The 25,780-nt window shown below is 70.5% G+C and carries 25 protein-coding genes; 16 read left to right on the forward strand and 9 right to left on the reverse strand.

The window, feature by feature from the left end; all coding sequences use genetic code 11:
• The first annotated feature begins 36 nt into the window (after positions 1–36).
• On the forward strand, positions 37–3,699 hold the full coding sequence (locus tag AB0E56_RS05815; protein ID WP_359797370.1) for a proline dehydrogenase family protein: 3,663 nt from the start codon (positions 37–39) through the stop codon (positions 3,697–3,699).
• On the opposite strand, the gene AB0E56_RS05820 is transcribed toward AB0E56_RS05815, so the two are convergent.
• Positions 3,660–4,199, reverse strand: a complete 540-nt coding sequence (locus AB0E56_RS05820) for a hypothetical protein (protein WP_359797372.1) — start codon at positions 4,197–4,199, stop codon at positions 3,660–3,662. The genes AB0E56_RS05815 and AB0E56_RS05820 overlap by 40 nt on opposite strands.
• A gap of 151 nt (positions 4,200–4,350) precedes the next feature.
• Here AB0E56_RS05820 and AB0E56_RS05825 point away from each other — a divergent pair, with 151 nt between their 5' ends.
• The 6 genes from AB0E56_RS05825 to AB0E56_RS05850 all read left to right on the forward strand — a co-directional run bounded on the left by AB0E56_RS05825 (position 4,351) and on the right by AB0E56_RS05850 (position 8,856).
• Positions 4,351–4,815, forward strand: a complete 465-nt coding sequence (locus AB0E56_RS05825) for a hypothetical protein (protein WP_244632158.1) — start codon at positions 4,351–4,353, stop codon at positions 4,813–4,815.
• Positions 4,815–5,051, forward strand: a complete 237-nt coding sequence (locus tag AB0E56_RS05830; protein WP_359797375.1) for a helix-turn-helix transcriptional regulator — start codon at positions 4,815–4,817, stop codon at positions 5,049–5,051. Before AB0E56_RS05825 ends, AB0E56_RS05830 begins: the two co-directional genes overlap by 1 nt.
• Positions 5,048–6,040, forward strand: coding sequence for an NAD(P)-dependent alcohol dehydrogenase (locus AB0E56_RS05835; protein WP_359797377.1), 993 nt, complete (start codon positions 5,048–5,050; stop codon positions 6,038–6,040). The genes AB0E56_RS05830 and AB0E56_RS05835 overlap by 4 nt, the downstream gene beginning before the upstream one ends.
• Positions 6,041–6,206: 166 nt before the next feature.
• Complete coding sequence (gene ddaH, locus AB0E56_RS05840) at positions 6,207–7,085, forward strand: dimethylargininase (RefSeq protein ID WP_359797378.1); 879 nt, start codon at positions 6,207–6,209, stop codon at positions 7,083–7,085.
• A complete protein-coding gene (gene rocD / locus AB0E56_RS05845) occupies positions 7,082–8,287 on the forward strand; it encodes an ornithine--oxo-acid transaminase (protein ID WP_359797380.1) in 1,206 nt (401 codons plus the stop codon). Before ddaH ends, rocD begins: the two co-directional genes overlap by 4 nt.
• Positions 8,288–8,319: 32 nt before the next feature.
• Positions 8,320–8,856: a hypothetical protein gene (locus tag AB0E56_RS05850; protein ID WP_359797382.1), complete on the forward strand. Its 537-nt coding sequence runs from the start codon at positions 8,320–8,322 to the stop codon at positions 8,854–8,856.
• A 268-nt stretch (positions 8,857–9,124) separates the two neighbouring features.
• Here the strand turns inward: AB0E56_RS05850 and AB0E56_RS05855 are convergent, their stop codons facing one another.
• The 3 genes from AB0E56_RS05855 to AB0E56_RS05865 form a co-directional block, all read right to left on the reverse strand.
• Positions 9,125–9,412 (reverse strand): hypothetical protein, encoded by a 288-nt coding sequence (locus AB0E56_RS05855; RefSeq protein WP_359797383.1) that lies wholly within the window; start codon positions 9,410–9,412, stop codon positions 9,125–9,127.
• A 63-nt stretch (positions 9,413–9,475) separates the two neighbouring features.
• Positions 9,476–10,813 (reverse strand): MFS transporter, encoded by a 1,338-nt coding sequence (locus AB0E56_RS05860; protein WP_359797385.1) that lies wholly within the window; start codon positions 10,811–10,813, stop codon positions 9,476–9,478.
• Positions 10,814–10,818: 5 nt separating this feature from the next.
• A complete protein-coding gene (locus AB0E56_RS05865) occupies positions 10,819–11,259 on the reverse strand; it encodes a MarR family transcriptional regulator (RefSeq protein ID WP_359797387.1) in 441 nt (146 codons plus the stop codon).
• A 63-nt stretch (positions 11,260–11,322) separates the two neighbouring features.
• Here AB0E56_RS05865 and AB0E56_RS05870 point away from each other — a divergent pair, with 63 nt between their 5' ends.
• The 5 genes from AB0E56_RS05870 (at position 11,323) to AB0E56_RS05890 (ending at position 15,907) form a co-directional block, all read left to right on the forward strand.
• Entirely contained in the window at positions 11,323–12,060 is a 738-nt protein-coding gene (locus AB0E56_RS05870; protein ID WP_359797389.1) for a copper homeostasis protein CutC, read from the forward strand.
• Between the two features lie 36 nt (positions 12,061–12,096).
• Positions 12,097–12,948, forward strand: coding sequence for an alpha/beta hydrolase (locus AB0E56_RS05875; RefSeq protein WP_359798262.1), 852 nt, complete (start codon positions 12,097–12,099; stop codon positions 12,946–12,948).
• Positions 12,949–13,143: 195 nt separating this feature from the next.
• Positions 13,144–13,881: a DUF1684 domain-containing protein gene (locus tag AB0E56_RS05880; RefSeq protein WP_359797392.1), complete on the forward strand. Its 738-nt coding sequence runs from the start codon at positions 13,144–13,146 to the stop codon at positions 13,879–13,881.
• A 38-nt stretch (positions 13,882–13,919) separates the two neighbouring features.
• On the forward strand, positions 13,920–14,969 hold the full coding sequence (locus AB0E56_RS05885; RefSeq protein ID WP_359797393.1) for a biotin/lipoate A/B protein ligase family protein: 1,050 nt from the start codon (positions 13,920–13,922) through the stop codon (positions 14,967–14,969).
• Positions 14,948–15,907: a site-specific DNA-methyltransferase gene (locus tag AB0E56_RS05890; protein ID WP_359797396.1), complete on the forward strand. Its 960-nt coding sequence runs from the start codon at positions 14,948–14,950 to the stop codon at positions 15,905–15,907. Before AB0E56_RS05885 ends, AB0E56_RS05890 begins: the two co-directional genes overlap by 22 nt.
• Positions 15,908–15,943: 36 nt before the next feature.
• On the opposite strand, the gene AB0E56_RS05895 is transcribed toward AB0E56_RS05890, so the two are convergent.
• Complete coding sequence (locus tag AB0E56_RS05895; protein WP_359797397.1) at positions 15,944–17,347, reverse strand: FAD-dependent oxidoreductase; 1,404 nt, start codon at positions 17,345–17,347, stop codon at positions 15,944–15,946.
• Between the two features lie 28 nt (positions 17,348–17,375).
• The gene (locus AB0E56_RS05900) at positions 17,376–17,843 is read right to left on the reverse strand and encodes an Lrp/AsnC family transcriptional regulator (RefSeq protein WP_359797399.1); all 468 of its coding nucleotides are present in this window, start codon (positions 17,841–17,843) and stop codon (positions 17,376–17,378) included.
• 99 nt (positions 17,844–17,942) lie between these two features.
• Here AB0E56_RS05900 and AB0E56_RS05905 point away from each other — a divergent pair, with 99 nt between their 5' ends.
• A complete protein-coding gene (locus AB0E56_RS05905; RefSeq protein WP_359797400.1) occupies positions 17,943–19,394 on the forward strand; it encodes a gamma-aminobutyraldehyde dehydrogenase in 1,452 nt (483 codons plus the stop codon).
• 14 nt (positions 19,395–19,408) lie between these two features.
• On the opposite strand, the gene AB0E56_RS05910 is transcribed toward AB0E56_RS05905, so the two are convergent.
• Entirely contained in the window at positions 19,409–19,933 is a 525-nt protein-coding gene (locus AB0E56_RS05910; RefSeq protein ID WP_359797402.1) for a GNAT family N-acetyltransferase, read from the reverse strand.
• Positions 19,934–19,991: 58 nt separating this feature from the next.
• Positions 19,992–20,849 (reverse strand): M23 family metallopeptidase, encoded by an 858-nt coding sequence (locus AB0E56_RS05915; protein WP_359797403.1) that lies wholly within the window; start codon positions 20,847–20,849, stop codon positions 19,992–19,994.
• A gap of 451 nt (positions 20,850–21,300) precedes the next feature.
• Between AB0E56_RS05915 and AB0E56_RS05920 the strand changes: the two genes are divergently transcribed.
• Genes AB0E56_RS05920 through AB0E56_RS05930 form a run of 3 tightly spaced genes read left to right on the forward strand, consistent with a single transcriptional unit; the run spans position 21,301 to position 24,751 of the window.
• Positions 21,301–22,449: an ROK family transcriptional regulator gene (locus AB0E56_RS05920; RefSeq protein WP_359797406.1), complete on the forward strand. Its 1,149-nt coding sequence runs from the start codon at positions 21,301–21,303 to the stop codon at positions 22,447–22,449.
• Positions 22,450–22,499: 50 nt separating this feature from the next.
• Positions 22,500–23,429: a polysaccharide deacetylase family protein gene (locus AB0E56_RS05925; protein WP_359797408.1), complete on the forward strand. Its 930-nt coding sequence runs from the start codon at positions 22,500–22,502 to the stop codon at positions 23,427–23,429.
• Positions 23,426–24,751, forward strand: coding sequence for an MFS transporter (locus AB0E56_RS05930; RefSeq protein WP_359797409.1), 1,326 nt, complete (start codon positions 23,426–23,428; stop codon positions 24,749–24,751). The genes AB0E56_RS05925 and AB0E56_RS05930 overlap by 4 nt, the downstream gene beginning before the upstream one ends.
• 4 nt (positions 24,752–24,755) lie before the next feature.
• Here the strand turns inward: AB0E56_RS05930 and galE are convergent, their stop codons facing one another.
• Positions 24,756–25,736 (reverse strand): UDP-glucose 4-epimerase GalE, encoded by a 981-nt coding sequence (gene galE / locus AB0E56_RS05935; RefSeq protein WP_359797410.1) that lies wholly within the window; start codon positions 25,734–25,736, stop codon positions 24,756–24,758.
• Between the last annotated feature and the right edge of the window lie 44 nt (positions 25,737–25,780).

Here is a 25,780-nt window from a genome sequence, read left to right on the forward strand (position 1 = left end):
CCGCGCTGCGGGGGCATCCAGACCTAGGGTGGGACCATGGCAGAGTCGTCGTCATCCCCGGCGGATGCCGTGGCATCCGCACCCCTCGCAGACCGTGCCGTCGACCTCGCGCGGCGCTGGGTCATCGAGGCCGCAGCCGTCGAGCCCGACCCCGCCGCCGCGCGTCTCGCCGGCGTGCTGCAGGACGCCAACGGACTGCCCTTCACGCTGGGCTTCGTCGACGGGGTGATGCGGCCGGAGAGTCTGAGCGCCGCGGCCTCACGACTTCATCGGATCGCCCCCATCGTGCCCGAGTTCCTGCCCTGGTACCTGCGCTCGGTCGTCCGTCTCGGCGGGGGAGTCGCCCCGATCCTCCCCTCGCCCGTCGTGCCGATCGCGCGCCGCGTGCTCCGCGACATGGTCGGGCACCTCGTGGTCGATGCGCGCCCCGCGAAGCTCGGTGCGGCCATCGAGCGGATCCGCGCCTCGGGGTCGCGCCTGAACCTCAACCTCCTGGGCGAGGCCGTGCTCGGAGAGGCGGAGGCGCGGCGCCGGCTCGACGGCATCCACGAGCTGATCAAGAGGCCAGACGTCGACTACGTGTCGGTCAAGGTGTCGGCCATCATGAGTCACCTGTCGATGTGGGCCTTCGACGAGGTGGTCGACGAGGTCGTCGATCGGCTCCTCCCGCTGTATGCGACTGCGGCCGCCGACGGCACGTTCATCAACCTCGATATGGAGGAGTACCGCGACCTCGACCTCACGATCGCCGTCTTCACGCGCATCCTGGAGGATCCGCGGCTCGCCGGACTCGAAGCGGGCATCGTGCTGCAGGCCTACCTCCCCGATGCGCTCCCCGCGTTGCAGGAGCTCACGGCCTGGGCGCAGGACCGCGTCGCGCACGGGGGCGCCCGCATCAAGGTGCGCCTCGTCAAGGGAGCGAACCTCGCGATGGAGCGTGTCGAGGCGACGATGCACGGCTGGACGCCCGCGACCTTCGACGCCAAGGTCGACACCGATGCGAACTATCTGCGCTGCCTCGACTGGGCGCTGCAGCCTGAGCACACCGCGGGCGTGAAGCTCGGCATCGCCGGTCACAACCTCTTCGGCATCGCCTATGCGTGGCTGCTCGCCGGGGAGCGCGGCGTGCGGGATGCCGTGGAGTTCGAGATGCTCCTCGGCATGGCCCAGGGCCAGGTGCAGGCCGTGTCGCGCGAGGTCGGCCCCGTGCTGCTCTACGTGCCCGTGGTGGCGCCCGCCGAGTTCGACGTCGCGATCAGCTATCTCGTGCGGCGCCTGGAGGAGAACGCCTCGTCCGACAACTTCCTCTCCGCCGCGTTCCGGCTCGGAGACGACGAGGGTCTCTTCGTGCGCGAGCAGGACCGCTTCCTCGACGCGCTCGACCGCTCGACCGACCCCACGTTCCGCAGCGGCCCGCGCCGCACCCAGAATCGGCTCGCTCCGGTGCACGAGTCCGTGCGCCCCGCCCCGGTCGCGCCCGTGCCGGAGACCGACCTCACCAAGGCCGTGCTCGGGATCTCCCGCGGGTCGGACGACGCCGGCAGGGAAGCGTTCCTGGAGACGGCCGTGTACTCCGCCCGCGAGCTGGAGCAGGACGCGGGCGGCGCACCCGGTTTCTGGAACACCGCCGACAGCGACCCGGCGCTCCCCGCGAACCGTGACTGGGCCCGCGGCGTGCGCGAGCGCATCCCCGTCTCGGACCTCGGAGTCGCGACGATCGGCGCCGCACGGATCGACGACGCGGAGACCCTCGAGGAGACCGTGCGGCGGGTCCAGCACGCGGCGCCCTCGTGGGGAGGCCGACCCGCTGCCGAGCGTGCCGACGTGCTGCTGCGTGCGGCCGCAGCTCTGGAGTCCCGGCGGGCGGAGTTGATCGAGGTCGCCGCGTCCGAGACGGGCAAGGTCTTCGCCGAGGCCGACGTCGAAGTGAGCGAGGCGGTCGACTTCGCCCGCTACTACGCCGCCAGGGCGCGAGAGCTGGACGCGATCGCGGGCGCCGTCTTCGTCCCCGCCGCCGTGACGCTCGTCACGCCCCCGTGGAACTTCCCCCTCGCGATCCCTGCCGGGGGAGTGCTGGCCGCGCTCGCCGCGGGCTCCGGAGTGGTGTTCAAACCGGCGCCGCAGGCGCGCCGTTGCGCCGCCGTGATCGCCGAGACGCTGTGGCAGGCCGGTGTCCCGCGTGACCTGCTCGCGCTCGTCGACATCGAAGAGGGTGATCTCGGGCGCGCACTCGTCACGCATGAGGCGGTCGACCGCGTGATACTCACCGGCGCCTGGGACACGGCGGCGCTGTTCCGCTCGTGGCGACCCGACCTGCCGCTGCTCGCCGAGACGAGCGGCAAGAACGCGATGATCATCGCGCCGTCGGCCGACCTCGATCTCGCGGTCGCCGACCTCGTGAAGAGCGCGTTCGGTCACGCCGGGCAGAAGTGCTCCGCGGCGTCGCTCGCGATCCTCGTCGGTCCGGTCGGCCGTTCCGCGCGATTCGCCCGCCAGCTCGCGGATGCCGTGCGCTCGCTGCACGTCGGACCCCCGAGCGATCCGCTGTCCGAAGTGGGTCCGGTGATCGAGAAGCCGCGCGGCAAGCTCGCCTGGGCGCTGAGCGAGCTCGAAGGCGAGGAGCAGTGGCTGATAGAACCCGCCCTGTCTCCGGAGGACGACGGCAGCGGGCGGCTGTGGACCCCGGGTGTGCGCGTGGGGGTGCAGCCGGGCTCGCGCTTCCACACCGAGGAGTTCTTCGGCCCCGTCCTGGGCGTGATGCACGCACCGACGCTCGCCCGCGCGGTCGAGATGCAGAACGCCGTCGCGTACGGCCTCACCGCCGGACTGCACACGCAGGACCCGGACGATCTGGCGTACTGGCTCGACCGGGTGCAGGCGGGCAACCTCTACGTGAACCGCGGCATCACCGGGGCCATCGTGCAGCGGCAGCCGTTCGGCGGATGGAAGCGCTCCGCCGTCGGCCCCGGCGCCAAAGCCGGTGGCCCGAACTACCTGATCGGGCTGGGATCCTGGCGCTCGCAGCCGGGTGGTCCGGCCTCCAGCACTCTGCATCTGCGCGGCCTCGACTCCCGGATCACCGCGCTGATCGAGTCGGCCCAGTCGTCGCTCGAGTACGAGTCGTTCGAGTGGCTGCGCCGTTCCGCCCTCTCGGATGCGCTGGCCTGGGACCGCGAGTTCGGCCAGGTGCGCGATGTCTCGCACCTCGGCGTCGAGCGCAACCTGTTCCGCTACCGCCCGGTGCCCGTCGAGATCCGTGCGACCGCGGACGCCGCCCTGCAGGACCTCCTCCGCGTCGTCATCGCCGGGGTGCGGTCAGGGGCCGACTTCGTGCTGTCGACCCCGGTCGGGCTGCCCGGCGACGTGCGTCGCGCGCTGGGCGACCTCGATGCCCCGGTGTTCCTCGAGAGTGACGAGGAGTGGATGCAGCGGATGCTCCGCGAAGACCCCGTCGTCGAGGGGGTTCCCGTGCTGCCGGTGAGCGACAGGGTGCGCCTGGTCGGCGGTCGTGCGGCCGTCGCGGCTCTGCACACCGCCCTGGCCGAGGCTTCGGGCGGGGACCCGGACCTCGCGGTATACGACGGCGAGGTCACGGCCGCCGCCCGCATCGAACTGCTGCCGTTCGTGCACGAGCAGTCGATCTCGATCACCGCGCACCGCTACGGCAACCTCGACCCCTGGAGCAGCGACGTGATCTGAGGGTTGTCGCCGTCCGGTGTGTCCGTTGTCTTCGGGGAGAGAACAGTGAACTTCGTGCAGGCGCAGAGCGCGAGGAGCGCCGTGAATAGGACGTAAGCGCTCGACGTCGCGAGGAAGTGGCCGCCGCGCTGCCAGAGCGGGAGTGCGCTCAAAGCCCATCCGCCGGGGGATGTGATCTGCGAGACGATCGCGATGAGCAGAATGATCGCGGCGGCGACTGCCGCGGATACCAACCGCGTCCGCCGATAGGCAGCGACCGTGTCGCGCACCAGGAACACGGCGATTGCGGCGCACAGCAGGCCCTCCGCCAGGATGAACGTCCACGAGAACGTGGGCGTCACATAGCCGATCGGCGTGAGGGTGGCGTCGAGAAGAGTGCCACGGTTCACACCCCAGGAAAAGGCCTCTGCGTACATGCAGAACAGGGCGATCGCCGACGCTGATGCTGCGCCGGCGATCGCCGCGATGGAGTGGGACGTGCCCCGTGCGCGGTTTCTCACTGGTTGTCCTCACGACGTTTGCGTGCCCTCGCCTTCTGAAACGTTACGTGTTAGCACGGACGGGATCAATCCCTAAACGGGCGCCAGGAGGCGCGGTGACCGAAGTGTAAAGAATTCTTGACACCCGCGAGTGCGCGGGCGTACGCTGTGCGTGTCAAGAATCTTTTACATCGGAGGCATCATGGTCTACGAAGAGCGCAACGCCTGGGCGGGACTCATCGTGAGCCCGATCACGATGGTCGTGTACGTCGTGCTGGTGCTCCAGCAGGCGGCCGGCGGGCCCCTCACCGCGGTCGACTGGTTCCCGCTGATGCTTTGGGTGATCGGCGGCGGCATCGTCGCGACGATCGTCATCGGCATCGTCTGGGGCATGATCGCCGGAGCGAAGGACCCCGACGGGGTCGGGCGCTCCGACATCCGCGACCGCGACATCAACCGCATGGGCTCGCGCGTCGAGCAGGCCTTCGTCGTGATCGCCGGTCTCGGGGTCATCCTGCTCTGCGCGGTCGGAGCCGACGTGTTCTGGATCGCCAACACGATGTTCGCGGGGTTCGCGGTCTCGGCGCTCGTCGGCGGAGTCGCCAGGGTGATCGCCTACCGGCGGGGGCTCGTCTGATGGTCAAACCCACCCTCGTCTCGAACAGCATCCGACTGCACCGCGAACAGGCGGGGCTCACCCAGGCCGAGCTCGCGCGCACGATCGGGGTGACGCGGCAGACGCTCATCGCGATCGAGCAGCAGAAGTACTCGCCCACGCTCGAGCTCGCCTTCCAGATCGCCCGTGCCTTCGGCGTCGGCCTCGACGAGGTCTTCCAGTACCCCGCCCCGCCGTCACCAGAAGGAGCATCATGACCGAGACGATGTCGGCCTGGCGCCGCGAGACCTACGGACCCGCCGAAGGAGTCGCACTCGAGCGGATCCCGGTGCCGGTGCCGCACCACGGCGAGGTGCTGCTGCGGGTGCGGGCCACCGGGCTGAACGCCGGCGATGTGCGGCTCCTGCTCGGCGACCCCCTCCTCGTGCGGCCGGTCTTCGGGCTCACCCGTCCGAAGCATCCGGTGCGGGGCATGGAGGTCGCCGGCACCGTCGTCGCGGTCGCACCCGATGTGGTCAGCGCCGAGGTAGGAGAGGAGGTCGTCGGCGAACTGGTCGGCGGCGGCGGCCTGGGGGAGTACGTGCGCGTGCCCGCCTCGCGCCTCGTGCCGATCCCGCCCGACGTCGCGCCCGCGACCGCCGCCAGCCTGCCGATCGCCGGAGGAACCGCGTGGCAGGCGCTCGACCTGGCTCGTGTCGGGCTCAGGGCGGCGACCCCGCGCGTCCTGATCATCGGGGCATCCGGCGGCGTCGGCACGTTCGCGGTGCAGCTGGCCGCGCTTCGCGGGGCGGAGGTCTGGGCGTCCTGCAGCACACGCAACGCCCCGCTCGTCGAGCGCCTCGGCGCGGTCCGCACGTTCGATCACCGGGAATCGCCGCTGAGCGAGCTTCCGACCGGACGCTTCGACGCGATCATCGACATCGCGGGAGGGATGCCTCTGCGAGAGCTGCAGCGGCTGGTCGTCCACGGCGGCTCGATCGTGCTGGTCACCGGCGACGGCGGGCACGTGCTCGGGCCTGTGCCGCGGATGCTGCGAGCGGCGGTACTCTCCCTCGGCGCGCGCCGCATCCGTCCCCTCGCTGCGACGCCCCGGCAGGAGGTGCTGGCCAAACTCCTCGAACTCGTGGCCGAGGGGCGGGTGGTGCCGGTGATCGAGCGGGAGTACCCCTTCGCCGAGGCACCCGCCGCGCTCGCCCACCTCGAGGCCGGCCACACCGTGGGCAAGGTGGTCGTGCACGGGTCCTGAGGCACGGGCTCGGGCCTCTGGCGGCACACAGGGCGCGGATGGCACAATGGACTCCGGCGTGCTCGAGTCGCATCTTCCCCGCCGCCGGCTCTGAACGAGCGGCGGGTCGAAGGACCGCCGGGCCCCTGGACAGCGTCCGCCGCGCCCGTCCATTCGAGGAGCATCCATGTCGACGCCGGAAACCGCCGTCTCCGCCGCCCCCGTGCGCACCGCGCACCGCCGCCATTACCTGATGTGCAAGCCGGAGCACTTCACCGTCAACTACTCCATCAACCCGTGGATGGAGCCCTCGCGGCCCACCGACACCGCCAACGCCGTCGCGCAGTGGCAGAAGCTGTACGACCTGTACGTCGAGCTGGGCCACGAGGTCGAGCTCATCGAGCCGCTCGCCGGATACCCCGACATGGTCTACACGGCCAACGGCGGCTTCCTGATCGACGGCCGCGCGTACGTGCCCGAGTTCCGCTTCGTCGAGCGTCAGGGCGAGGCCCCCGCTTTCGCCGAGTGGTTCCGCGCCGCCGGCTACGACACCGTGATGCCCCAGGAGGTCAACGAGGGCGAGGGCGACTTCCTGCTCGTCGGCGACGTGATCCTGGCAGGCACCGGATTCCGGTCGACGGGCGACAGCCACCGCGAGGTCGGAGAGATCTTCGGCCGTGAGGTCGTGTCGCTGAACCTCACCGACCCGCGGTTCTACCACCTCGACACCGCGATCGCCGTGCTCGACCCGGTGCAGGGTGTCGAGAACGGCGGGCCAGAGCGGGCGAACATCGCCTACCTCCCCGGCGCGTTCGACGACGCGAGCCGTGCCGAGCTGGAGCGCCGTTTCCCCGACGCGATCCTGGTGTCGGACGAGGACGGCTCGGTGTTCGGGCTGAACTCCTCGAGCGACGGCTACAACGTGATCATCTCCCCGCGTGCGACCGGATTCGAGAAGCAGCTCCGCGAGCGCGGCTACAACCCGATCACGGTCGACCTGTCCGAGCTGCTGCTCGGCGGCGGCGGCATCAAGTGCTGCACGCTCGAACTGCGAGGCGCGAAGTGACCGCCGTCGACGAGACGACCGAGGCGGGCACCGAGCCGCACGTCGCACACAACTACCACCCGCTGCCGGTCACCATCGCCGAGGCGGAGGGTGCCTGGGTGACCGATGTCGAGGGCAAGCGCTACCTCGACCTGCTCGCGGCATACTCGGCCGTGAACTTCGGGCACCGGCATCCGGCTCTCGTGGACGCGGTCACCGAGCAGCTCGGCCGTGTCACGCTCGTGAGCCGCGCGTTCCAGAGCGATCGGCTCGAACCGTTCGCCGCGGCCCTCGCCGAACTCGCGGGCAAGGAGCTCGTACTGCCGATGAACACCGGCGCCGAAGCGGTCGAGACCGGGATCAAGGTCGCCCGCGCCTGGGGCTACCGGGTCAAGGGCATCGCCGAGGGTCGGGCCCGCATCATCGTCGCGGCAGGCAACTTCCACGGTCGCACGACCACGATCGTCAGCTTCAGCGACGACGAGTCCGCGCGCGACGACTTCGGCCCGTACACCCCCGGCTTCCATGTGGTGCCCTACGGCGACGCGGAGGCCATCGCCGCCGCGATCACCGCCGACACGGCCGCCGTGCTCGTCGAGCCGATCCAGGGCGAGGCGGGCGTCGTCATCCCGCCGGAGGGCTACCTGCGTCGTATCCGCGAGATCTGCGACGAGAAGAACGTGCTCTTCATCGCGGACGAGATCCAGGCCGGACTCGGACGCGTGGGAGAGACCTTCGCGTGCGACCGCGAGGGCGTCGTGCCCGACCTGTATCTGCTCGGCAAGGCGCTCGGCGGCGGCATCCTCCCGGTGTCGGCCGTCGTGGGGAATGCCGACGTGCTGGGTGTGATCCGTCCCGGTGAGCACGGGTCGACGTTCGGGGGCAACCCGCTGGCCGCCGCCGTCGGGCTGCGCGTGGTGGAACTGCTGCAGACCGGCGAGTTCCAGGAGCGGGCGCGTGCGCTCGGCGCCCACCTCGAACAGGCGCTCACGCCGTTGCTCGGCAACGGGGTCACAGCCGTGCGCATCGCGGGGCTCTGGGCCGGTGTCGACATCGACCCGGCGAAGGGCACGGGGCGCGAGGTCGCCGAGAAGCTCCTCGAACGAGGTGTGCTGGTGAAGGACACCCACGGCCAGACGATCCGCATCGCGCCACCCCTCGTGATCCGCGCGACCGAGCTCGACTGGGCGGTGGAGCAGCTCAAGCTCGTCCTCGGGGTGTGACCCCGGGTCGCTAGGCTCATCGCGGGGGGAGCATGAGCACGAGAGAAGCGGCGCACCGCGCGACGGCGGCGCGCGGAATCCACCGAGCCGCGTGGTCGTGGTGGTCGGGGCTGAACGTGATCCTGCCGGTGGTGCTGGCCGTGCTGGCCGGACTGCTCATGCCTCGGTCGCCGGGCATGCTCGCGCTGATCCCCGTGACGGTGCTCGCGATGGTCCTCGGGTCGCTTCCGCGCGCCGTGCTCCGCTGGCGCAAGGCCACGGCGCTGCCGCCGCCCGTCACCTGGCTGGTGTTCCTGAACGCGTGGGGGTGGACGATCGCGGCCTCCGCCCCGCTGCTGCTGAGCCGATGGTCGGATGCGTTCGACGGCGTCGAGCGGGGCTACACCGCCGTCGTGGTGGTGGCGGGCCTCGCGTGGTCGGCCCTGCTCGTGTGCACGATCTTCGTGCCGCTCGACGCTGAGCCCGCGCCGCGCTGGACCCGACTGGCCTGGACGGCCGCGACCGTCACACCCTTCGTGCTCGTGGCGATGCTCGCGATCGGGCTGGTCTCGTCCGATCTCGCGGCGTGACCCGGCCCCGATTCCGTCCGGATGGCGCACGGATGTCGGGAGGCCACCGCGCGCGTGGCGCACGGATGTCGGGAGGACGGACGGATGCGGGGCCAGGACGCGGCGTGTCGTCCTGCATCCGTGCATCCGTCCGACAAGTGGCACGTGCGCGCCGTGCATCCGTCCGACGGGTGGCACGTGCGCATCCGTGCATCCGTCCGACGGGTGGCACCGCGTGGTCGGGCATCCGTCCGACGGGTGCCGGCACCCGGGACGGTGACGCGGCGGGTCAGGCCGGGGGAGAGTCGGGGTCGAGCGTCCTCAGGGTGTCTTCCTCGGCCTGATTGTCGGCATCGAGCTGATCCTCGGTGCCTTCGTCGCCGCCGAGCGCCGAGCGGTGGCCCTGACCGGCATCGCCCTGGATCGCCCCGCCGGTCGACTCGCCGCGGGAGCTGTCGCCCTGGATCGCGCCTCCCGTGCCGTCGCCCTGGCCGGAGTCCTCATCCGGCACACCGGCACCGGGGGCGCCTTCGGCCGGGTCCTGCGGGTGGGGTGTGCGTTCTGTGTTCTCGTCCATGCTGCGACCATATGTACGCGACCCCCGTGTCGTGGAGGGCGTTGACAAACCGTGCGGCGGGAGTCAGCCCTCGAGATCGCCTTCCCGCGGACGGCGGATCGGCGTGGTCACCGCCGCCTCGTCGCTGAACTCGATCGGATCGACCGGCTCGACGACGCTCAGCGGTCGGGTCTCGTCGAGGGTGAGCAGGAATCGGCGGTTCTCCGCGCGCCGGAGGCGACCGGACGTCGCGACCCAGATCACCCCGATCGCGCACGCCACGAAGCCGGCCGTGCCCCCGAGCATGATCGCCGCGCGCGGTCCGAACGTGTCGGCGACCCACCCGGCGATGGGAGCGCCGACCGGGGTCGAGCCCATGATCACCGCCATATAGAGCGCGAGGACACGGCCGCGCAGCGCGGGGTCGGTCGTGATCTGCACGTAGCCGTTCGCGGTGGTGAGCAGCGTCACGATCATGAATCCGGTGAACGTGAGTGTGACCGCGTACGAGGCGTAGGTGGGCATCGCCGACGATACGAAGGCCGCGATGCCGAAACCGCCGGCGGCGAGGATCACGACGCGCACGCGTGCCCGATCCCGCCGAGCCGCGAGCAGGGCGCCGATGAGCGAGCCGATCGCGAGCACCGAGCTGAGCACCCCGTAGCCGTCGGCGCCGGCTCCGAACTCGAGCGCCATGGTCGAGGCGAAGATCGGGAAGTTCATGCCGAACGCCCCGATCAGGAACACCGTGACGAACACGACCCGCAGGTCGCTGCGTCCCCACACGTAGCGGAATCCGGCGGCCAGTCCGCCACGACTGCGGCTCTTCAGACGCGGGGCGAGCAGGCCGGTGCGCAGCATCGACACCGCGAGGATCATCGCGAGGAAGGTCGCGGCGTTCACGATGAACACCCATCCGGAGCCGATCGCGACGATCAGCAGCCCTCCGACCGCCGGCCCGATCATGCGCGCCAGGTTGAACGACGCCGAGTTGAGGGCGACCGCGTTCGAGGTGTCGCCCTTCGAGACCATGTCGGAGACGAACGCCTGCCGCGCCGGAGCGTCGAACGCGTTCACGATGCCGAACCCGAGGGCGAAGCCGAACATCATCGGCAAGGTCATGACGCCGCCCAGCAGCAGCACGCCGACCGCGATCGCGAGCGCCAGCAGCGCCGTCTGGGTCGCGAGCAGGATGTGCCGTCGGTCGAAACGATCCGCCACCCACCCGGTCAGGCTCACGAGCACGAGCGGAGGCCCGAACTGCAGCGCCATGGTGATGCCCATCGCCGTGGCGTCGTTGTCGGTCAGCTCGGTGAGCACGACCCAGTCCTGGGCGGTCGCCTGCATCCAGCCGCCGACGTTGGAGACCAGGGCGCCGGCGAACCAGATGCGGTAGTTGACGTTCGCGAAGGAACGGAACATCGCGCTCATCGCTCCACCACCCGCCGCATCAGTGCACTGGCTTCTCGAAGCGTGGCGAGCTCGTCCTCGGTGTAGTCGACCTCGCGGAGCATGTCGGCGAGCAGTTCGTCGCGGCGGCGGATGGTCTCGACGACGATCTCGGCTCCGGCCTCGGTGATGTCGACCTGCACGCGGCGGCGGTCGTCTTCGTCGGGGGTGCGCACGACGAACCCCTGCTCCTCGAGTCCGTTGATCGTGCTGGTCATCGACGGGGCGGTGACGCGCTCGCGCTGTGCGAGCGTGGAGATCGTCCGCCGTCCGTTCATGCGCAGATCGGCGAGGACGGCCAGCTGCGCGTCGCTCATGGAGTCCGCGGCGCGCACGCACCGGAGGCGCCTGGCCAGCCGGAAGGTCGCCATGCGCAGATCGGTGGCGGTGCGGTGGAGGGATTCATCGGACGCAGACATTACTTAGATAGTCTATCTAATTTTCGCGACGGCCGGTGGGACGGGCACGGGCACAATGGAGGAGTGACCCGAACGCTCGCTCTTGAAATCGCCGTGCAGGACCCCGCCGGAGTACGCATCGCCGCGGAGGTCGGCGCCGACCGCGTCGAACTCGGATCGGCGCTGGCTCTCGGTGGTCTGACCCCGTCGCCCGCGACGCTCGAGCTCGCAGTCGAGGCGGCCGGAGCCGACGGGCCGGAGGTGCACGTGCTGGTGCGTCCGCGCGCGGGCGGCTTCCACTATGAGGCGGACGAGCTGGCGGTCGCCGAGCGCGATGTGCGCCACGCGATCGCGCTCGGGGCCTCCGGCGTCGTCATCGGGGCGCTCGATGCGGACGGGCGACTCGACCTGTTCGCCATGGCCCGTCTGCGCGACGCGGCCGAAGGGGCACCGGTCACGCTGCATCGGGCGATCGACGTCACCGCCGATCCGGTCGCGACGCTGCGGAGCGCTCGCGAGCTCGGCCTCCAGCGGGTGCTGACCTCCGGAGGCGCGTCCGCCGCGATCGACGGCCTCGACACCCTGCGTGCGCTCGTCGCCGCGGCCGAGGGCGAGATCGAGATCATGGCCGGCAGCGGCGTCGACGCGACGAGCGCCCCCGCGCTCGCGGCGGCCGGCGTCGATGCGATCCACTTCTCCGCCAAGCGCACGGTGGTCGAGGAGGGCGGCGTGCGCATGGGCTCCGCCTCCGACGGGGTCGGGGGCTACGAGGTGACCGATCGCGCCATCGCCTTCGCGATCAGGGATGCCCTCGGCCGGTAGGCGGCCGCGACAGGCGGTGGGTAGGCTCGCACCGTGATGGATACCCGTGAGTTCACCGACGCCTATGGCGTCGACATCGTCTACGACGTCCATCCCGCCGAAGGGACGCCGCGCGGCGTGGTGCAGCTGCTGCACGGCGTCGGCGAGCACGCCGGCAGGTACGGCGCGCTGATCGGGGCCCTCACCGGCGCCGGGTTCCACGTATACGCCGACGATCATCGAGGACACGGGCGTACCGGCATCCGTCAGCACGGCGGCCCCGAGCGACTCGGTCGATTGGGTGTCGGCGGACTGCGGGCGGCGAAGGAGGCGGTCTGGCAGCTCACCGGCCTCATCCGCGAGGAGAACCCCGACCTTCCGCTCGTGCTGCTCGGCCACTCGTGGGGCTCGTTCCTCGCGCAGATGCTCGTCAACGATCACCCCGAGGCCTGGGATGCCGTCATCCTCTCCGGCTCCGCGCTGCGGATGCCCGGCTCGCTCAACGCCGCGCCCCTGAACGCGCGCTGGTCCGGGGAGGGGGCCACGGGTCTCGAGTGGCTCAGCCGTGACCCCGCGGTGTGGGCCGCGTTCGCCGACGACCCGCTGACCACCGACGTCCCCCTCCTCAAACTCTTCGGTCCGATCGAGGCCGCCCGGCTCTACGGGCGCCCGGCGAAGAACCTCGGGCGCGACATCCCGATGCTGCTGCTGGTCGGGCGCGACGACCCGGTAGGCGGGCCGCGCAGCGTGCACAAGCTCGCCGACGAGTACCGCAGCCGCTCCGGACTCACCGACGTCACGACGCTCGTGTACCCCGACGCGCGGCACGAGATCTTCGCGGAGCTGCAGCAAGCCGAGGTGCGCGCCGACGTGCTCGCGTGGCTCGACGCGCACATCCCCGCGCGCTGAGACCTCTTCCGGTCGACCGCTCCCGGTCGGCGCGGTTCCCCGACGGTGCGGGTATGACGCGGCGTTACGTGCGGTGAAGGCGTGTGACGAGACGACATCGATGCGAGGAGCGCCGCCGTAGATTCGGGGCAGTAATCCGCGTATGAGCGAGCAGGTGCCTGCGGGCGCCGCCCTCGCAGGGGAGGATCCGCTCCGATGAGCTTCGTCAAGGACTGGCAGGACTGGCACGCATCCCGCGAGCGCTACGCGGGATCCGAGTACGGGCCTTCCGCGCTGGAGTCGACGAACTGGCTCATCACGGAGGCCGCAGCGGTCGACGGCATCCCGGGGTTGTGGGCCCTCACGGGTGACGGGGGCATCCGCGGCAGCGAGCTCGGGCAGGCGGGGTCGACCGTGACGCTGCGGGGGTCCGAGACGCTGCGCATCGGGCGTCGTGAGCTCCGCGTGTTCGACCGTCACGGCGCGGTCGCCCTGCGCGTGCTGAACTCTGCGCGACCCCAGCGGGAGTGGTTCACGGCGATCGACGCCTACGCACCGGATGAGCGGTGGCGGCTGCCCGCGGTCTTCGAGCAGACACCGGATGAGCAGATCGTGATCACGTCGGTCGACGGCGCCGCGCGGGAGACGCCCGTGGCCGGTCGGCTGCGCTTCGAGCTGGCGGGCGCCGCACAGACGCTGACCGTGACCCGCAACGGGCAGGGTGCCCTGAGCGCGGTGTTCGCCGACGGCACCAACGGGCTCGAGACCTACCGCTTCCGGTTCCTCCCCGTCGACGAGCCCGGCGACGACGGCACCGCCGTGATCGACTTCAACCGCGCGTATTTGCCGCCGTGCGCGTTCTCCGACCAGTTCGTGTGCCCCCTGCCCCCGCCGGGCAACCGCTATTCGACGCCCATCCGTGCCGGGGAGCGAGTCGTCGTCCTCGGCGGCTGACCCGCCGGATCACGGGCCGTGCGGCTTAAGCTGGAGGCGTGCACGGTGAATACAAGGTCCCAGGGGGAAAGCTCGTCGTCGTCGACCTCGAGATCGAGGACGACAGGATCGCCCGCTTCCGCCTCGCAGGAGACTTCTTCCTCGAACCCGACTCGGCGCTGGACGATATCAACGACGCCGTGAACGGGCTGCCCGTCGAATCGGATGCGACCGCGATCGCCGCCGCCGTCCGCGGGGCCCTGCCCGACGGTGCGCAGCTGCTCGGCTTCACGCCGGAGGCGGTGGGGACGGCCGTGCGCCGCGCGCTCGTCACTGCTCCGGGCTGGCGCGACTTCGACTGGGAGATCGTGCACGACAAGGCCGTCTCGCCGCGCATGAACCTCGCCCTCGACGAGGTCCTCACTGCCCGCGTGGGCGAGGGGCGTCGCCGTCCGACCCTGCGCATCTGGGAGTGGGACGAGTCGGCCGTGGTGATCGGATCGTTCCAGTCGTATCGCAACGAGGTCGACCCCGACGGCGCTGCCCGGCACGGATTCGACGTCGTCCGCCGCATCTCCGGCGGTGGGGCGATGCTCATGGCCGCGGGGCAGATCATCACGTACTCGCTGTACGTGCCGGCATCCCTCGTCGCGGGCATGACCTTCGCCGACTCGTATGCCTTCCTCGACGACTGGGTGCTGCAGGCGCTGCGGTCCCTCGGCATCGACGCGGTCTATCAGCCGCTGAACGACATCGCGAGCCCCACCGGCAAGATCGGCGGCGCTGCGCAGAAGCGTCTCGCCAACGGGGGTGTGCTCCACCACGCGACCCTCTCCTACGACATCGACGGTCAGGTGATGACCGAGGTGCTGCGCATCGGACGCGAGAAGCTCAGCGACAAGGGCACGGCGTCGGCCGCGAAGCGCGTCGACCCGCTTCGGAGCCAGACCGGACTCGAGCGCGCCGAGATCATCGAGCGGTTCAAAGACACCTTCCGCTCGCTCACCGACGCCGAGACGGGGTCGGTCAGCGCCGACGAGTACGCCGACGCCGAGGCGCTCGTGGAGTCGAAGTTCGCCACCGACGCGTGGCTGCATCGGGTGCCGTGACACCGCATCCGGCACGCGGGGCGGTCACGATCATCGAGGGGGACAACCTCGCCGTCGCGGCGACGCTGCCCTCCGGATCCTTCACGCTCGTGTACCTCGACCCGCCGTTCAACACCGGACGCACCCAGGAGCGCCAGGTCGTGACCGCGCGTCGGGCGTCGGCGCCCCAGGACGAACCTCCCGAGCCCGGGAGTGACGACGCCGACGCCTCTGCCGCGGTCGTCTCGGACCCCGCACCCCCGGTGGGCGAGACCGAGGTGCGCCACGGGTTCCATGGCCACGCGTACGAGCGGGTGCGCGGGATGCTGCGCGCCTATGACGACCGCTTCGACGACTACGGGGCGTTCCTGATGCCGCGGCTCGAGGAGGCGTGGCGGCTGCTCGCCGACGACGGCACGCTGTACCTGCACCTCGACTACCGGGAGGCGCACTACGCCAAGGTCATGCTCGACGCGGTGTTCGGGCGGGACTGCTTCCTCAACGAGCTGATCTGGGCGTACGACTACGGCGCCAAGTCGCGCAGCCGCTGGCCCACCAAGCACGACACGATCCTGGTGTACGTGAAGAACCCGCGGGAGTATGTCTTCAACTCCGACGAGGTCGACCGCGAGCCCTACATGGCCCCTGGGCTCGTCACGGCCGAGAAGGCAGCGCGCGGCAAACTGCCCACCGACGTGTGGTGGCACACGATCGTGCCGACGACGGGACGGGAGAAGACGGGCTACCCGACGCAGAAGCCCGAGGGGATCCTGCGGCGCATCGTGACGGCGTCGAGCCGTCCCGGTGACCGGGTGCTCGACCTCTTCGCGGGGAGCGGGACGGCGGGGGCGGTGGCCTCGGCTCTCGGACGCGATGCCGTGCTCGTGGACGACAACCCCGAGGCCGTCCGGATCATGAGGGCGCGGATGCCGCACGCCGAGGCGACGACGCTCGACTGACCCGGGCATCTACTGCCGCACCGGCGGCGAGGCCGCTCACGAGCCGAACCCCATGCCGAGTGCGTCGAGCGTCTTGAGGAACAGGTTTCGCCTGCCCTCGTCGTGGTCGGCCCGGTTCATCGCCGCGCGCACCAGGTTCACGCCGATCGAGGCGGCGGGCTCCGGCGGGAACGGGATCGGCTTCTCGCGCACCATCCGCAGCTCGGTCCGCTCCGTCTCCTCGCCCGAGAGCCTGTCGAGCATGACGTCGGCGGCGAAGCGTGTCGCGCCCACGCCGAGACCGGTGAATCCGGTCGCGTACGCCACGCGCCCCCTGCGCGCGGTACCGAAGAACGCGCAGAACCTGCTGGACGAGTCGATCGCCCCCGCCCAGCGGTGCGTGAACCGAAGACCCTCCAGCTGCGGGAACGTCGTGAAGAAGTGCGAGGCGAGCCTGCGGTGACTCTCGATACGATCCTCGTACGCCGGGCGCACCTTGCCGCCGAAGTGGTAGATCGCGTCGTAGCCGCCGAACAGGATGCGGTCGTCGGCGGTGAGCCGGTAGTAGTGGAACTGGTTCGCACTGTCGGCCAGGCCCTGGCGGTTCGACCACCCGACGGAGGCGAGCTGCTCCGTCGATAGCGGTTCGGTCATCAGCACGTAGTCGTACACGGGCACGGTCATCAGGCGGTTGCGCCTGAGGAGCGAGGGGAACACGTTGGTGCCGAGCGCGACGGCATCGGCCACGAGCCGTCCGTTCGGGGTGACCAGGGTGATCGGACCGGAGCCGTCGCCTTCGATCGCGCGCACCATGCTGTGCTCGTGGACCTCGACGCCGAGGTCGACGGCCACGCGGGCCAGCTCGAGGCCGAGCTTCGCCGGATGCACCATCGCGCAGCCGTCGCGGTCCCAGTCGCCGGCGAGGAACGTGTCGGAGTGCACCTCGGCCTGCACGGCCTCGCGGTCGAGGAAGCCCGCCTCGTCGCGGTACCACTCGACCTGGTGCGGCTCGACGGCGACGGCGAGCTGTCCGGTGCGCTCGAACTCGGCATCCATGCCGTAGCGGGCGATGGTCTCCTCGATGCCATCGAGGTTGGCGTGTCCCAACTCCTCGAGCCGGTCGATCTCCTCCGGCCAGCGGTTGACACCGTTCTCGTGGCCGTGCGTCAGGCTCGACTCGCAGAAGCCGCCGTTGCGACCCGAAGCCGCCCAGGCGATGCGCGACGCCTCCAGCAGGACGACCCGCCGTCCCGGGTCCCGCTCCTTGGCGCGTACGGCGGTCCACAGCCCCGCGTAACCGCCGCCGACGACGGCGAGATCGGTGCGGACGGTTCCCTGCAATGCCGGGTGCGTGGGCCGCTCGACGTCGTCGAGCCAGAAGACGCCGAGGCGCGTATCGCGCAGCGAGTCGTCGACGACCCCCTGCGGCGGCGGCTGACGTTCGAAGACGGTGGTGCCCATGTTCACTCCGATGTGGAAAGGGGGCGCCTCAGCGCGTTCCCCAGTTGTAGAGGTCTTTGTAGAGCCCCGCGTAGAGCAGGCTCTCGGTGTGCGCGACGCCGGGGATGGTGCGGATGCGGGTCGCGATGAGGTCGATGAGGTGCGCGTCGTCCTCGCACACCGCCTCGACCAGGATGTCGAAGGTGCCGAGCGTGACGACCACGTAGGCAAGCTCGGGGATCTCGGTGAGTTCTTCTGCGATCGCGCGAGGGTCGCCCGAGACGCGGATGCCGATCATCGACATGCGGTGGAAGCCGAGCTGCATCGGATCGGTGACGGCGACGATTTGGATGATGCCCGCCTCGGTCATCCGCTGCACGCGCTGCCGCGCCGCGGCCTCGCTGAGTCCGACCTCGCGGGCGATCTCGGCGTACGGGCGACGGCCGTCTTCCTGGAGCAGCTCGACGATGCGCTTCGAGATGTCATCCAGGGTAGGCTGTGCTGTTTTCGTGCTCATGTGACGATATTGTCAGTGTTGAGCGCTGCGCACAACTGATTCCGTTGTGTAGTGCGGCTTCATCTTTCGATTTCGCGCTCGCGTCGCTACCATGTCCCCATGTCTCGCACTCTTCTGAAGACCTCGGCGCCGTTGCAGAACTTCATCGGCGGGCGATTCGTCCCCGCCAGCGGTGTGCAGCGGATGCCCCTGCTCGATCCGGTCACGGAAGAGGCGTACGGTGAGCTCCCGATCTCGGATCGCGGCGACGTGGATGCCGCGTACGCCGCGGCATCCGTCGCTTTCCCCATCTGGCGCGACACGACTCCGGCCGATCGGCAGCTCGCGCTGTTCCGCATCGCCGAGGAGATGGAGGCCAGGGCCGAGGAGTTCGCCGACCTGGAGTCGCAGGACACGGGGAAGCCGCGCGCGACCCTGGTCGCCGACGAGGTCATGCAGTCAGTAGATCAGCTGCGGTTCTTCGCCGGTGCCACCCGCAGCCTCGAGGGGCGCGCCGCCGCGGAGTACCTCGCCGGGCACACGTCGTTCGTGCGCCGAGAACCCATCGGCGTGATCGGCCAGGTGACCCCGTGGAACTACCCGTTGAACATGGCGGTGTGGAAGATCGCGCCCGCGCTCGCCGCCGGGAACACCGTCGTGCTGAAGCCGGCCGAGTCCACGCCGCTGACGACGCTCCTGCTGGCCGAGATCGTCGCACGGCATACGCCGGCAGGCGCCATGAACGTGGTGCTGGGCGACCGCGACACCGGGGTCGCGCTGGTGGAGCACCCCACCCCGCAGATGGTCGCGATCACCGGGTCGGTGCGGGCGGGGATGGCGGTCGCGCGGTCGGCGGCGGACGACGTCAAGCGAGTGCATCTCGAGCTCGGCGGCAAGGCGCCGGCCATCGTGTTCCCGGATGCCGCCATGCACAAGGCGGTGGAGGGCATCGTGACCGGCGCCTTCTTCAACGCAGGGCAGGACTGCACGGCGGCGACGCGGGTGCTCGTGCACGCCTCCCGTCACGACGAACTCGTCGCCGCGCTCGTGGCCCGTGCGCGCAGCCACGCGCGCACGGGCGGTCCGACCGAGGAGGGCGTGCTCTACGGTCCGCTCAGCAGCGCGGCACAGCTCGCCCAGGTGCAGGGGTTCATCGACCGTCTCCCCGCGCACGCGAAGATCGAGACCGGGGGACGGCGGCAGGGCGATCGCGGTTACTTCTGGGAGGCCACGATCGTCACGGGCGTGCACCAGGACGACGAGGTGGTGCAGGGCGAGATCTTCGGCCCCGTGCTGACGGTGCAGTCGTTCACCGATGATGACGAGGCGCTGGCGCTCGCGAACGACGTGCCGTACGCGCTCGCCGCCTCGGTCTGGACCACCGATCACGGGCGGGCGATGCGGTTCTCGCGCGATCTCGACTTCGGATGCGTCTGGGTCAACACGCACATCCCGTTCGTGTCGGACATGCCCCACGGCGGTTTCAAGCACTCGGGATACGGCAAAGACCTGTCGCAGTACGGGTTCGACGACTACACGCGCATCAAGCACGTGATGAGCGCGCTCGACTGAGGCGGTCCGACCGGTCAGGAGGACAGTGTCTTCACCCGGCGGTGCTCGCGCAGGGTGAGCTGCGGGCGCTCCTCGATCTTGATCGCCCCGTCCTCCTCCCACCCATGGCGGGCATAGAAGGCATCGGCGCGATCATTGCCGTCGAGCACCCACAGGTAGGCGCGGGTGTGGCCCGCTGCGGCGATCCGATGCTCGGCGGCCTCCAGCAGCGCGTGTCCTGCGCCGGTCGACCAGGCCGAGGGATCGGCGTAGATGCCGTAGACCTCTCCGTCGGCGAGACCGTCGGGGTCGCGGCCCGACCCGATCGACGCCCAGCCGACGACGTGTCCCTCGCGTTCGGCGACCAGGAGTCCGAGTCCGGTCGGCAGCGGTTGCGCGATGATGCGTCGCCACCCCGTTGCCCGCTCGTCGATCGAGAGGCCGTCCAGCACGGACTGGTCGATGAGGCCGCGATAGGCGACCTGCCAGGAGCGGACGTGCACGCCGGCGACCTCTTCGGCGTCTTCGATACGGGCGTCGCGGATCACCAGCGGGCTCATCCATCCACCCTACGGTGGTGGGAGACAGGGGGCGCGACCCGGCGGATCGCGCGTCCGCTCAGCTCACGTGTTCCCGCATCCACGGCAGAGGATCGATGGCGACCGTGTTGATGTGGACCTCGAAGTGCAGGCAGGAGCCGAACACGTAACCGGTCGATCCCACGTCGCCGATGTACTGGCCTTCCTCCACGCAGTCGCCGACCTCGACCGCTCGGCTGCCGTACGTCATGTGGGAATACACCGTGCTCACGGCCTGTCCGTCGACGATGCTCTCGATCTGGATCGTCACGCCATAGCCCTGATAGCTCTCGGTGGAGCGGGAGACGCAGCCCTTCATGGCGGCGTTGATCGGCGTCCCCACTCCGGCGGCGAAGTCCTGTCCGAGGTGCGATCGGCCCGGGCGTGAGGCGCCGAACCCGTCGGTGAACGAGTACGTACCGTCTGCCATCGGCATGACGATGCGGTCGGCGACCGGGATGTCGACCGCGCTCCCGAGCGGCATGCCGGCAGCGAGTGCGGCGGCGACGGCACGGGACCGGGTCTCCTTGATCTCCTCCGGCGTCGTCGCGGAGAAGTTCCCCCGCGGAGCGATCTCGGCGCGGATGTCGTCGGCCGACGTGTAGGACTGCGCGACATCGACGGCGGATACGGCGGCCTTGGCCGCAGCGGCGGACGCATCGCCGGTGGGGGTGAGTGCGGGCAGAGCCGCTCCGGTGACCATGACGCCGATCGCGAAGGTGGCGCCGAGTGCCTTGGCTTTGGCCCACGGTCGCCGTGCGCGAGGTGCACGAGGTGCGCGAGGTGCACGGGCGCGGGGTGCCTTACGCGCTGGACGCTTTCGAGGGTTCGAGGGCGCGGGCGCGTCCGTCGCGGCGGGCTGCGGTGAAGGGGTGACCTCTTCCTCGGGAGCGGTCACTTCCTCGGGAGTCGTCACTTCCTCGGGAGCGGTCACTGCGCGGCGCCGCTGCGTATCGACGGTCGCGCGGCGCGGCTGCGGATCCGTGATCGCGGCGTTGCGCAGGTCGCGTCGCAACAGCGGTCGGGGTGCGGCAGGGTGTTCTGCGGGAGCGTCCGAGGCGTCGTGAGCGTGCTCAGGTGGCAGGGCGTTCGTGACGGGGTCCTTCCGGGGAAAAGCAGGTGTGCGCGGCGGGTCGATCCCCCCTCGAGCGCGACCGTTACCGTTCTGTAATGTAAACGCCGCGACCGGGAAGGTCAAATCGAGCGCACGTCGACGCCTTCCCGGCCGGAAGAGGGGCACGACCATCGACCGGCTCGCGGCGACGAGTGCGACGCGAAGTGTCGACGGGTGCGACCTGATGTGGCATGCTTGGCGGGCATCGGCGCACGGACCAGACCCCAGGGAACACATGTCCAGACCACTCGCGGGACCTCAGGGCCTGCTCCGCACTCTGAACGGCCGCGCGATCCTCGAGGCACTCGCCCGCAGCGGCCCGCAGACCCGCGCGGAGCTGATGTCGACGACGGGCCTCTCACGGACGGCTGTCACCCAGGTGCTGCGGATGCTGGAGGGAGCGGGAGCCGTCGCGGCTGCCGGCCTCGACCGTGAGACGCGCGGACCAGCGGCCGGACGCGTCGGCCTGCACCCCCGGCTCGGGTTCGCCGCCGCCGTCCATGTCGACCACCACGCGGCCCACGTGGCCCTCGTCGACGCCGGCGGAGCGGTGCGTGCCGAGCATCATGCGGCGTTCCCCGCGAACGAAGATCGCGTCGCGCACATCATCGGGCTCGTCGAGCACTGCCGGCGCACGCTCAGGGCGGCCAAGAACGCCGTACATCTCGCCGTCGTCGGCGTGCCGGGCATCGTCACGGCGGACGGCGGCATCCGCGACGACCTCGGTCCAGACGGGGGCGCGTTCCGTGCGGCTTTGGCCGCCGAGCTGGAGTGCCCCGTCCGGATCGAGAACGACGTGAACCTCGCCGCCCTCGCCGAACTCACGGTCGGAGCGGGTGCTGACCTGGCGAGCTTCGCCCTGCTGCTCCTCGACGACGGCCTCGGCGCCGGCATCGTGATCGACGGCGCACTGCATCGCGGATTCTCCGGCGTCGCCGGCGAGGTCATGTACCTGCCGCAGACTCCGCTCCCGATCGGGGCGCCGATCGTGAGCGACGCCGTCGTCGGCGACCTCGCGCTGGCTGCAGGGGGCGACGCCGACATGTCGCTCGCCGAGCACCTCGAGTCGGCCGCCGGGGGCGACGAGACCTCGCTGCGTATCGTCGCGGAGGTGGGCAGACGCATCGTCCTCGTGGCCGGCAGCGTGAGCCTGGTGCTCGACCCCGAGGCGTTCATCCTCAGCGGCACCGCTGCCCACCCAGAGCTGGTGGCCGCGATCCGGCGCGTCGCGAGCGAGTACTCCGCGCAGCTGCCCCTGCGGTTCCTCGTCTCCTCCTTCGGCCCCGAGGCCCCTCTCGTCGGTGCGGTCGGGGAGGCTGCGGCCGCACTCCGAGGCGCTCTGTTCACCCGCATCCTCACTCCCGCGGCGAAACCCGGCCGCTGAACGCGATCCGCCGCCCCGACACCCCGCTGTTCTGACCCGACAGGACCCCCATGACCGCTCCCTCCGACCTCGCAGACCGTCTCGGACTCGCCCCCGGCGCCAGGGCGGTCATCATCAATGCCGACGATTTCGGGATGTGCCATGCGGCCAACGCCGCGATCGTCGACCTCCTCGCCGCCGGCCGGATCGACTCCACCACGGTCATGGTCCCGTGCGCGTGGTCTCCCGAAGCGCTCGCGTTCGCGGCATCCCGCACCGATCTCGACATCGGCGTGCACCTCGTGCTCACGAGCGAGTGGAGCCGGTACCGCTGGCGCCCGCTGACCGGCACGGAGTCGACCCTGGTCGATCGAGCGGGTTTCTTCCCGGTCGACGTCGCGTCGGTCGAGCGCACGGCATCCGACGACGACGTCGCGACCGAGATCGCCGCGCAGCTGCAGGCCGCGCTCGATGCCGGGGTCGACGTGACGCACCTCGACAACCACATGGGATCGGTCTACGGCCTCGTCACCGGCCGGGACTTCCTCCGCACGGTGTTCGAGCTCGCCGCCCGCAACGGTCTCCCGTTCCGCCTTCCCCGCAGCACCGACGGCGTGGGCGACGACGCCGGATTGCAGGCCAAGCTCGACGAGGCAGCCGCGGCCGCCGATGCGGCCGGTGTCGAGATCATCGATCGGCTGTGGTCGCATCCCTTCGAGCTGCGCGGCGAGGGCACGACGGACGAGGAGACATACGAGCAGGTGCGAGACGGGTTCATCGCGCTGCTCAGGGCCGTGCCCGCCGGGGTGACCGAGATCTACCTGCACCCGATGGTCGACGACGACGAGCTGCGGGCGGCGGTCGACTTCGGCGCGGCGAAGCGCGGCTACGAGCTGCGACTGCTCGGCGATCCCGCGGTGCTCCAGGCCATCGAAGACGAAGCGCTCGTGCGCATCGGCTGGCGCGATCTCCGCGAGCTGCAGCGGAGAGCCGATCGATGACGACGCTGACCGAACGCCTGCGCGACCGCCGTCTCGACGCGGCCCCGACCAGGGCGCAGACCATCGCCTTCGGAGCCTCCGGGTTCCCCACGCAGCTCATGGCCCAGACCTTCTCGGCCTTCGTCGTCTACTTCTACGTGTCGCACCTCGCCGTGCCGGCCGGGTGGGTGGCGGTCGCGATGATCGCCCACGGCATCCTGAACGCGGTGCTGAACCCGGTGGTCGGTGCGATCTCCGACCGGATCCGCACGCCGTGGGGGCGTCGCATCCCGTGGATCGGCCTGGGCATCGTGCCGCTGGTCGTCGCGTTCGCGCTCGTGTGGATGCCGCCGGAGCTCCCCGTCGCCGGCCTCATCGCGTGGTTCCTCGTCGTCGTCGCGGTCTACGACATCGCGTTCGTCGTCGTGGTGCTCAACATCTCGGCGCTGTTCCCCGAGATCTTCCGCACGACCGAAGAGCGCGCCCGCGGCAACGTGCCACGGCAGATCTTCGCGATCCTCGGCATGGTGCTCGGCACGGCCGGCGCTCCCGCCCTCTACAGCGCGATCGGCTGGCCGGGCATGGCGCTCGTGCTCGGCGCGGTGTGCCTGGCGCTGCTCGTGTGGTCGTTCCTCGGCGGGATGATCGAGCGTCGCGTGCCCGAGGCGGCGAGCGAGGCGATGCGGTGGCGCGACCAGCTGAGGTACACGTTCCGCAACCGCGCGTTCCTGCCGTATGTGCTCGGATCGCTGTTCGTGCAGACCTCGATCGCCGTGATCCTCGCCGCGATCCCCTTCTATGTGCGCTACTCGCTGCACGCGCCGGAAGGGGAGGGGAGTCTGCTGCTCGGCGCGATCTTCGTCACCGCGATCCCCTCGATCGTGCTCTGGAGCGCGGTGGTGCGTCGCACGTCGCCGCGCACCGCGCTGCTGTGGAGCGTGGCGGTGTTCGGTGCGGCCGTGCTCGGCTACCTCGCGCCGTCGAACGTGCTCGGGGCGGCGTTGGTCGGCGTCGCGGTCGGCGTGGGCGTCGGCGGACTGCTGCAGCTGCTCGAAGTGGTGCTCGCGCAGATCATCGACGAGGATGCCGTCCGCACGGGCCACCGCCGTGAAGGCGCCTACTTCGGAGTGAACGGCTTCGTGGTGCGCGGATCCGTCGTGCTGCAGGCGGTCGTCGCCGCGGCGGTACTCACCGCGTCGGGGTTCGACGCGACACTCGGTGATGCGCAGCCGGACGCCGTCGACGGCGGCATCCGACTGATGCTCGCGGTCATCCCGCTCGGCTTCACGGCCCTCGCGTGGCTGTGCTTCTGGCTCTACCCGATCCGCACCCGAGACCTGTGAGGTCTCAGGACCGAGCCGCCTGCCGCGCCTCCCACCCCGTGCGCACCATCTCGTCGACCGTGTAGCGCATGGTCCAGTCGAGGTCGCGGGCGGCGAGCTCGCCGGTGGCCACGATCCGGTCGGGGTCGCCGGGACGACGGGGGCCGATCTCCGGCGTGAAGTCGATGCCGGTCACGCGGGCGACCGCGTCCATGATCTGCTTCACGCTGAGGCCGTCGCCGGAGCCGAGGTTGTAGGCGGCCTCGATCGGACGGCCGTCGGCGAGGCGCTGCGCGGCCGCGACGTGCGCTGCCGCGATGTCGCCGACGTGCACGTAGTCGCGCACGTTCGTGCCGTCCTCGGTGGCGTAGTCGTCGCCGTTGATCTTCGGCGTCCTGCCCGCGAGCAGCGCTTCGAACACGATCGGGAAGAGGTTGTGCGGGCTGACGTCGTACACGGCAGGATCGGCGGAGCCCACCACGTTGAAGTACCGCAGCGAGGTGTGCCGCAGCGGTCGTGCGGAGTCGGCGGTGGCGATCGCCTGATCGCGCAGCAGCCATTCGCCGATGAGCTTGGACTCGCCGTACGGGCTGGCGGGCTTCTTCGCGGTGTCCTCTTCGACGAGGGCCACGTCGGGCGTGCCGAAGACCGCTGCCGACGAGGAGAACACGATGTTCGCGACGCCGACGGCCTGCATGGCCTCGAGCAGGATCCTGGTGCCCTCGACGTTCTGGGCGTAGGTGTGCAGGGGGCGCTGCACCGAGACACCGGCGTACTTGTAGCCGGCGACGTGGATGACGCCCTCGGCCTCATGGTCTCGCAGCGTCCGCTCCACGAGGTCACGGTCGAGGATGCTGCCCCGCACGAACGGCACACCGTCCGGCACGAACGACGGCACGCCGCTGGAGAGGTCGTCGAGCACGACCGGGGTGAGCCCGGCGTCCGCGAGGGCCCGTACGACGTGGGCTCCGATATAGCCGGCGCCGCCGGTGACGATCCATGACATGGCGTTCCTCTCCTGCCGCGGAGACGTCGCGGCCCGAAGGATCA

It is taken from the genome of Microbacterium sp. NPDC028030 (assembly GCF_040637855.1).
Taxonomy (GTDB): Bacteria; Actinomycetota; Actinomycetes; order Actinomycetales; family Microbacteriaceae; genus Microbacterium.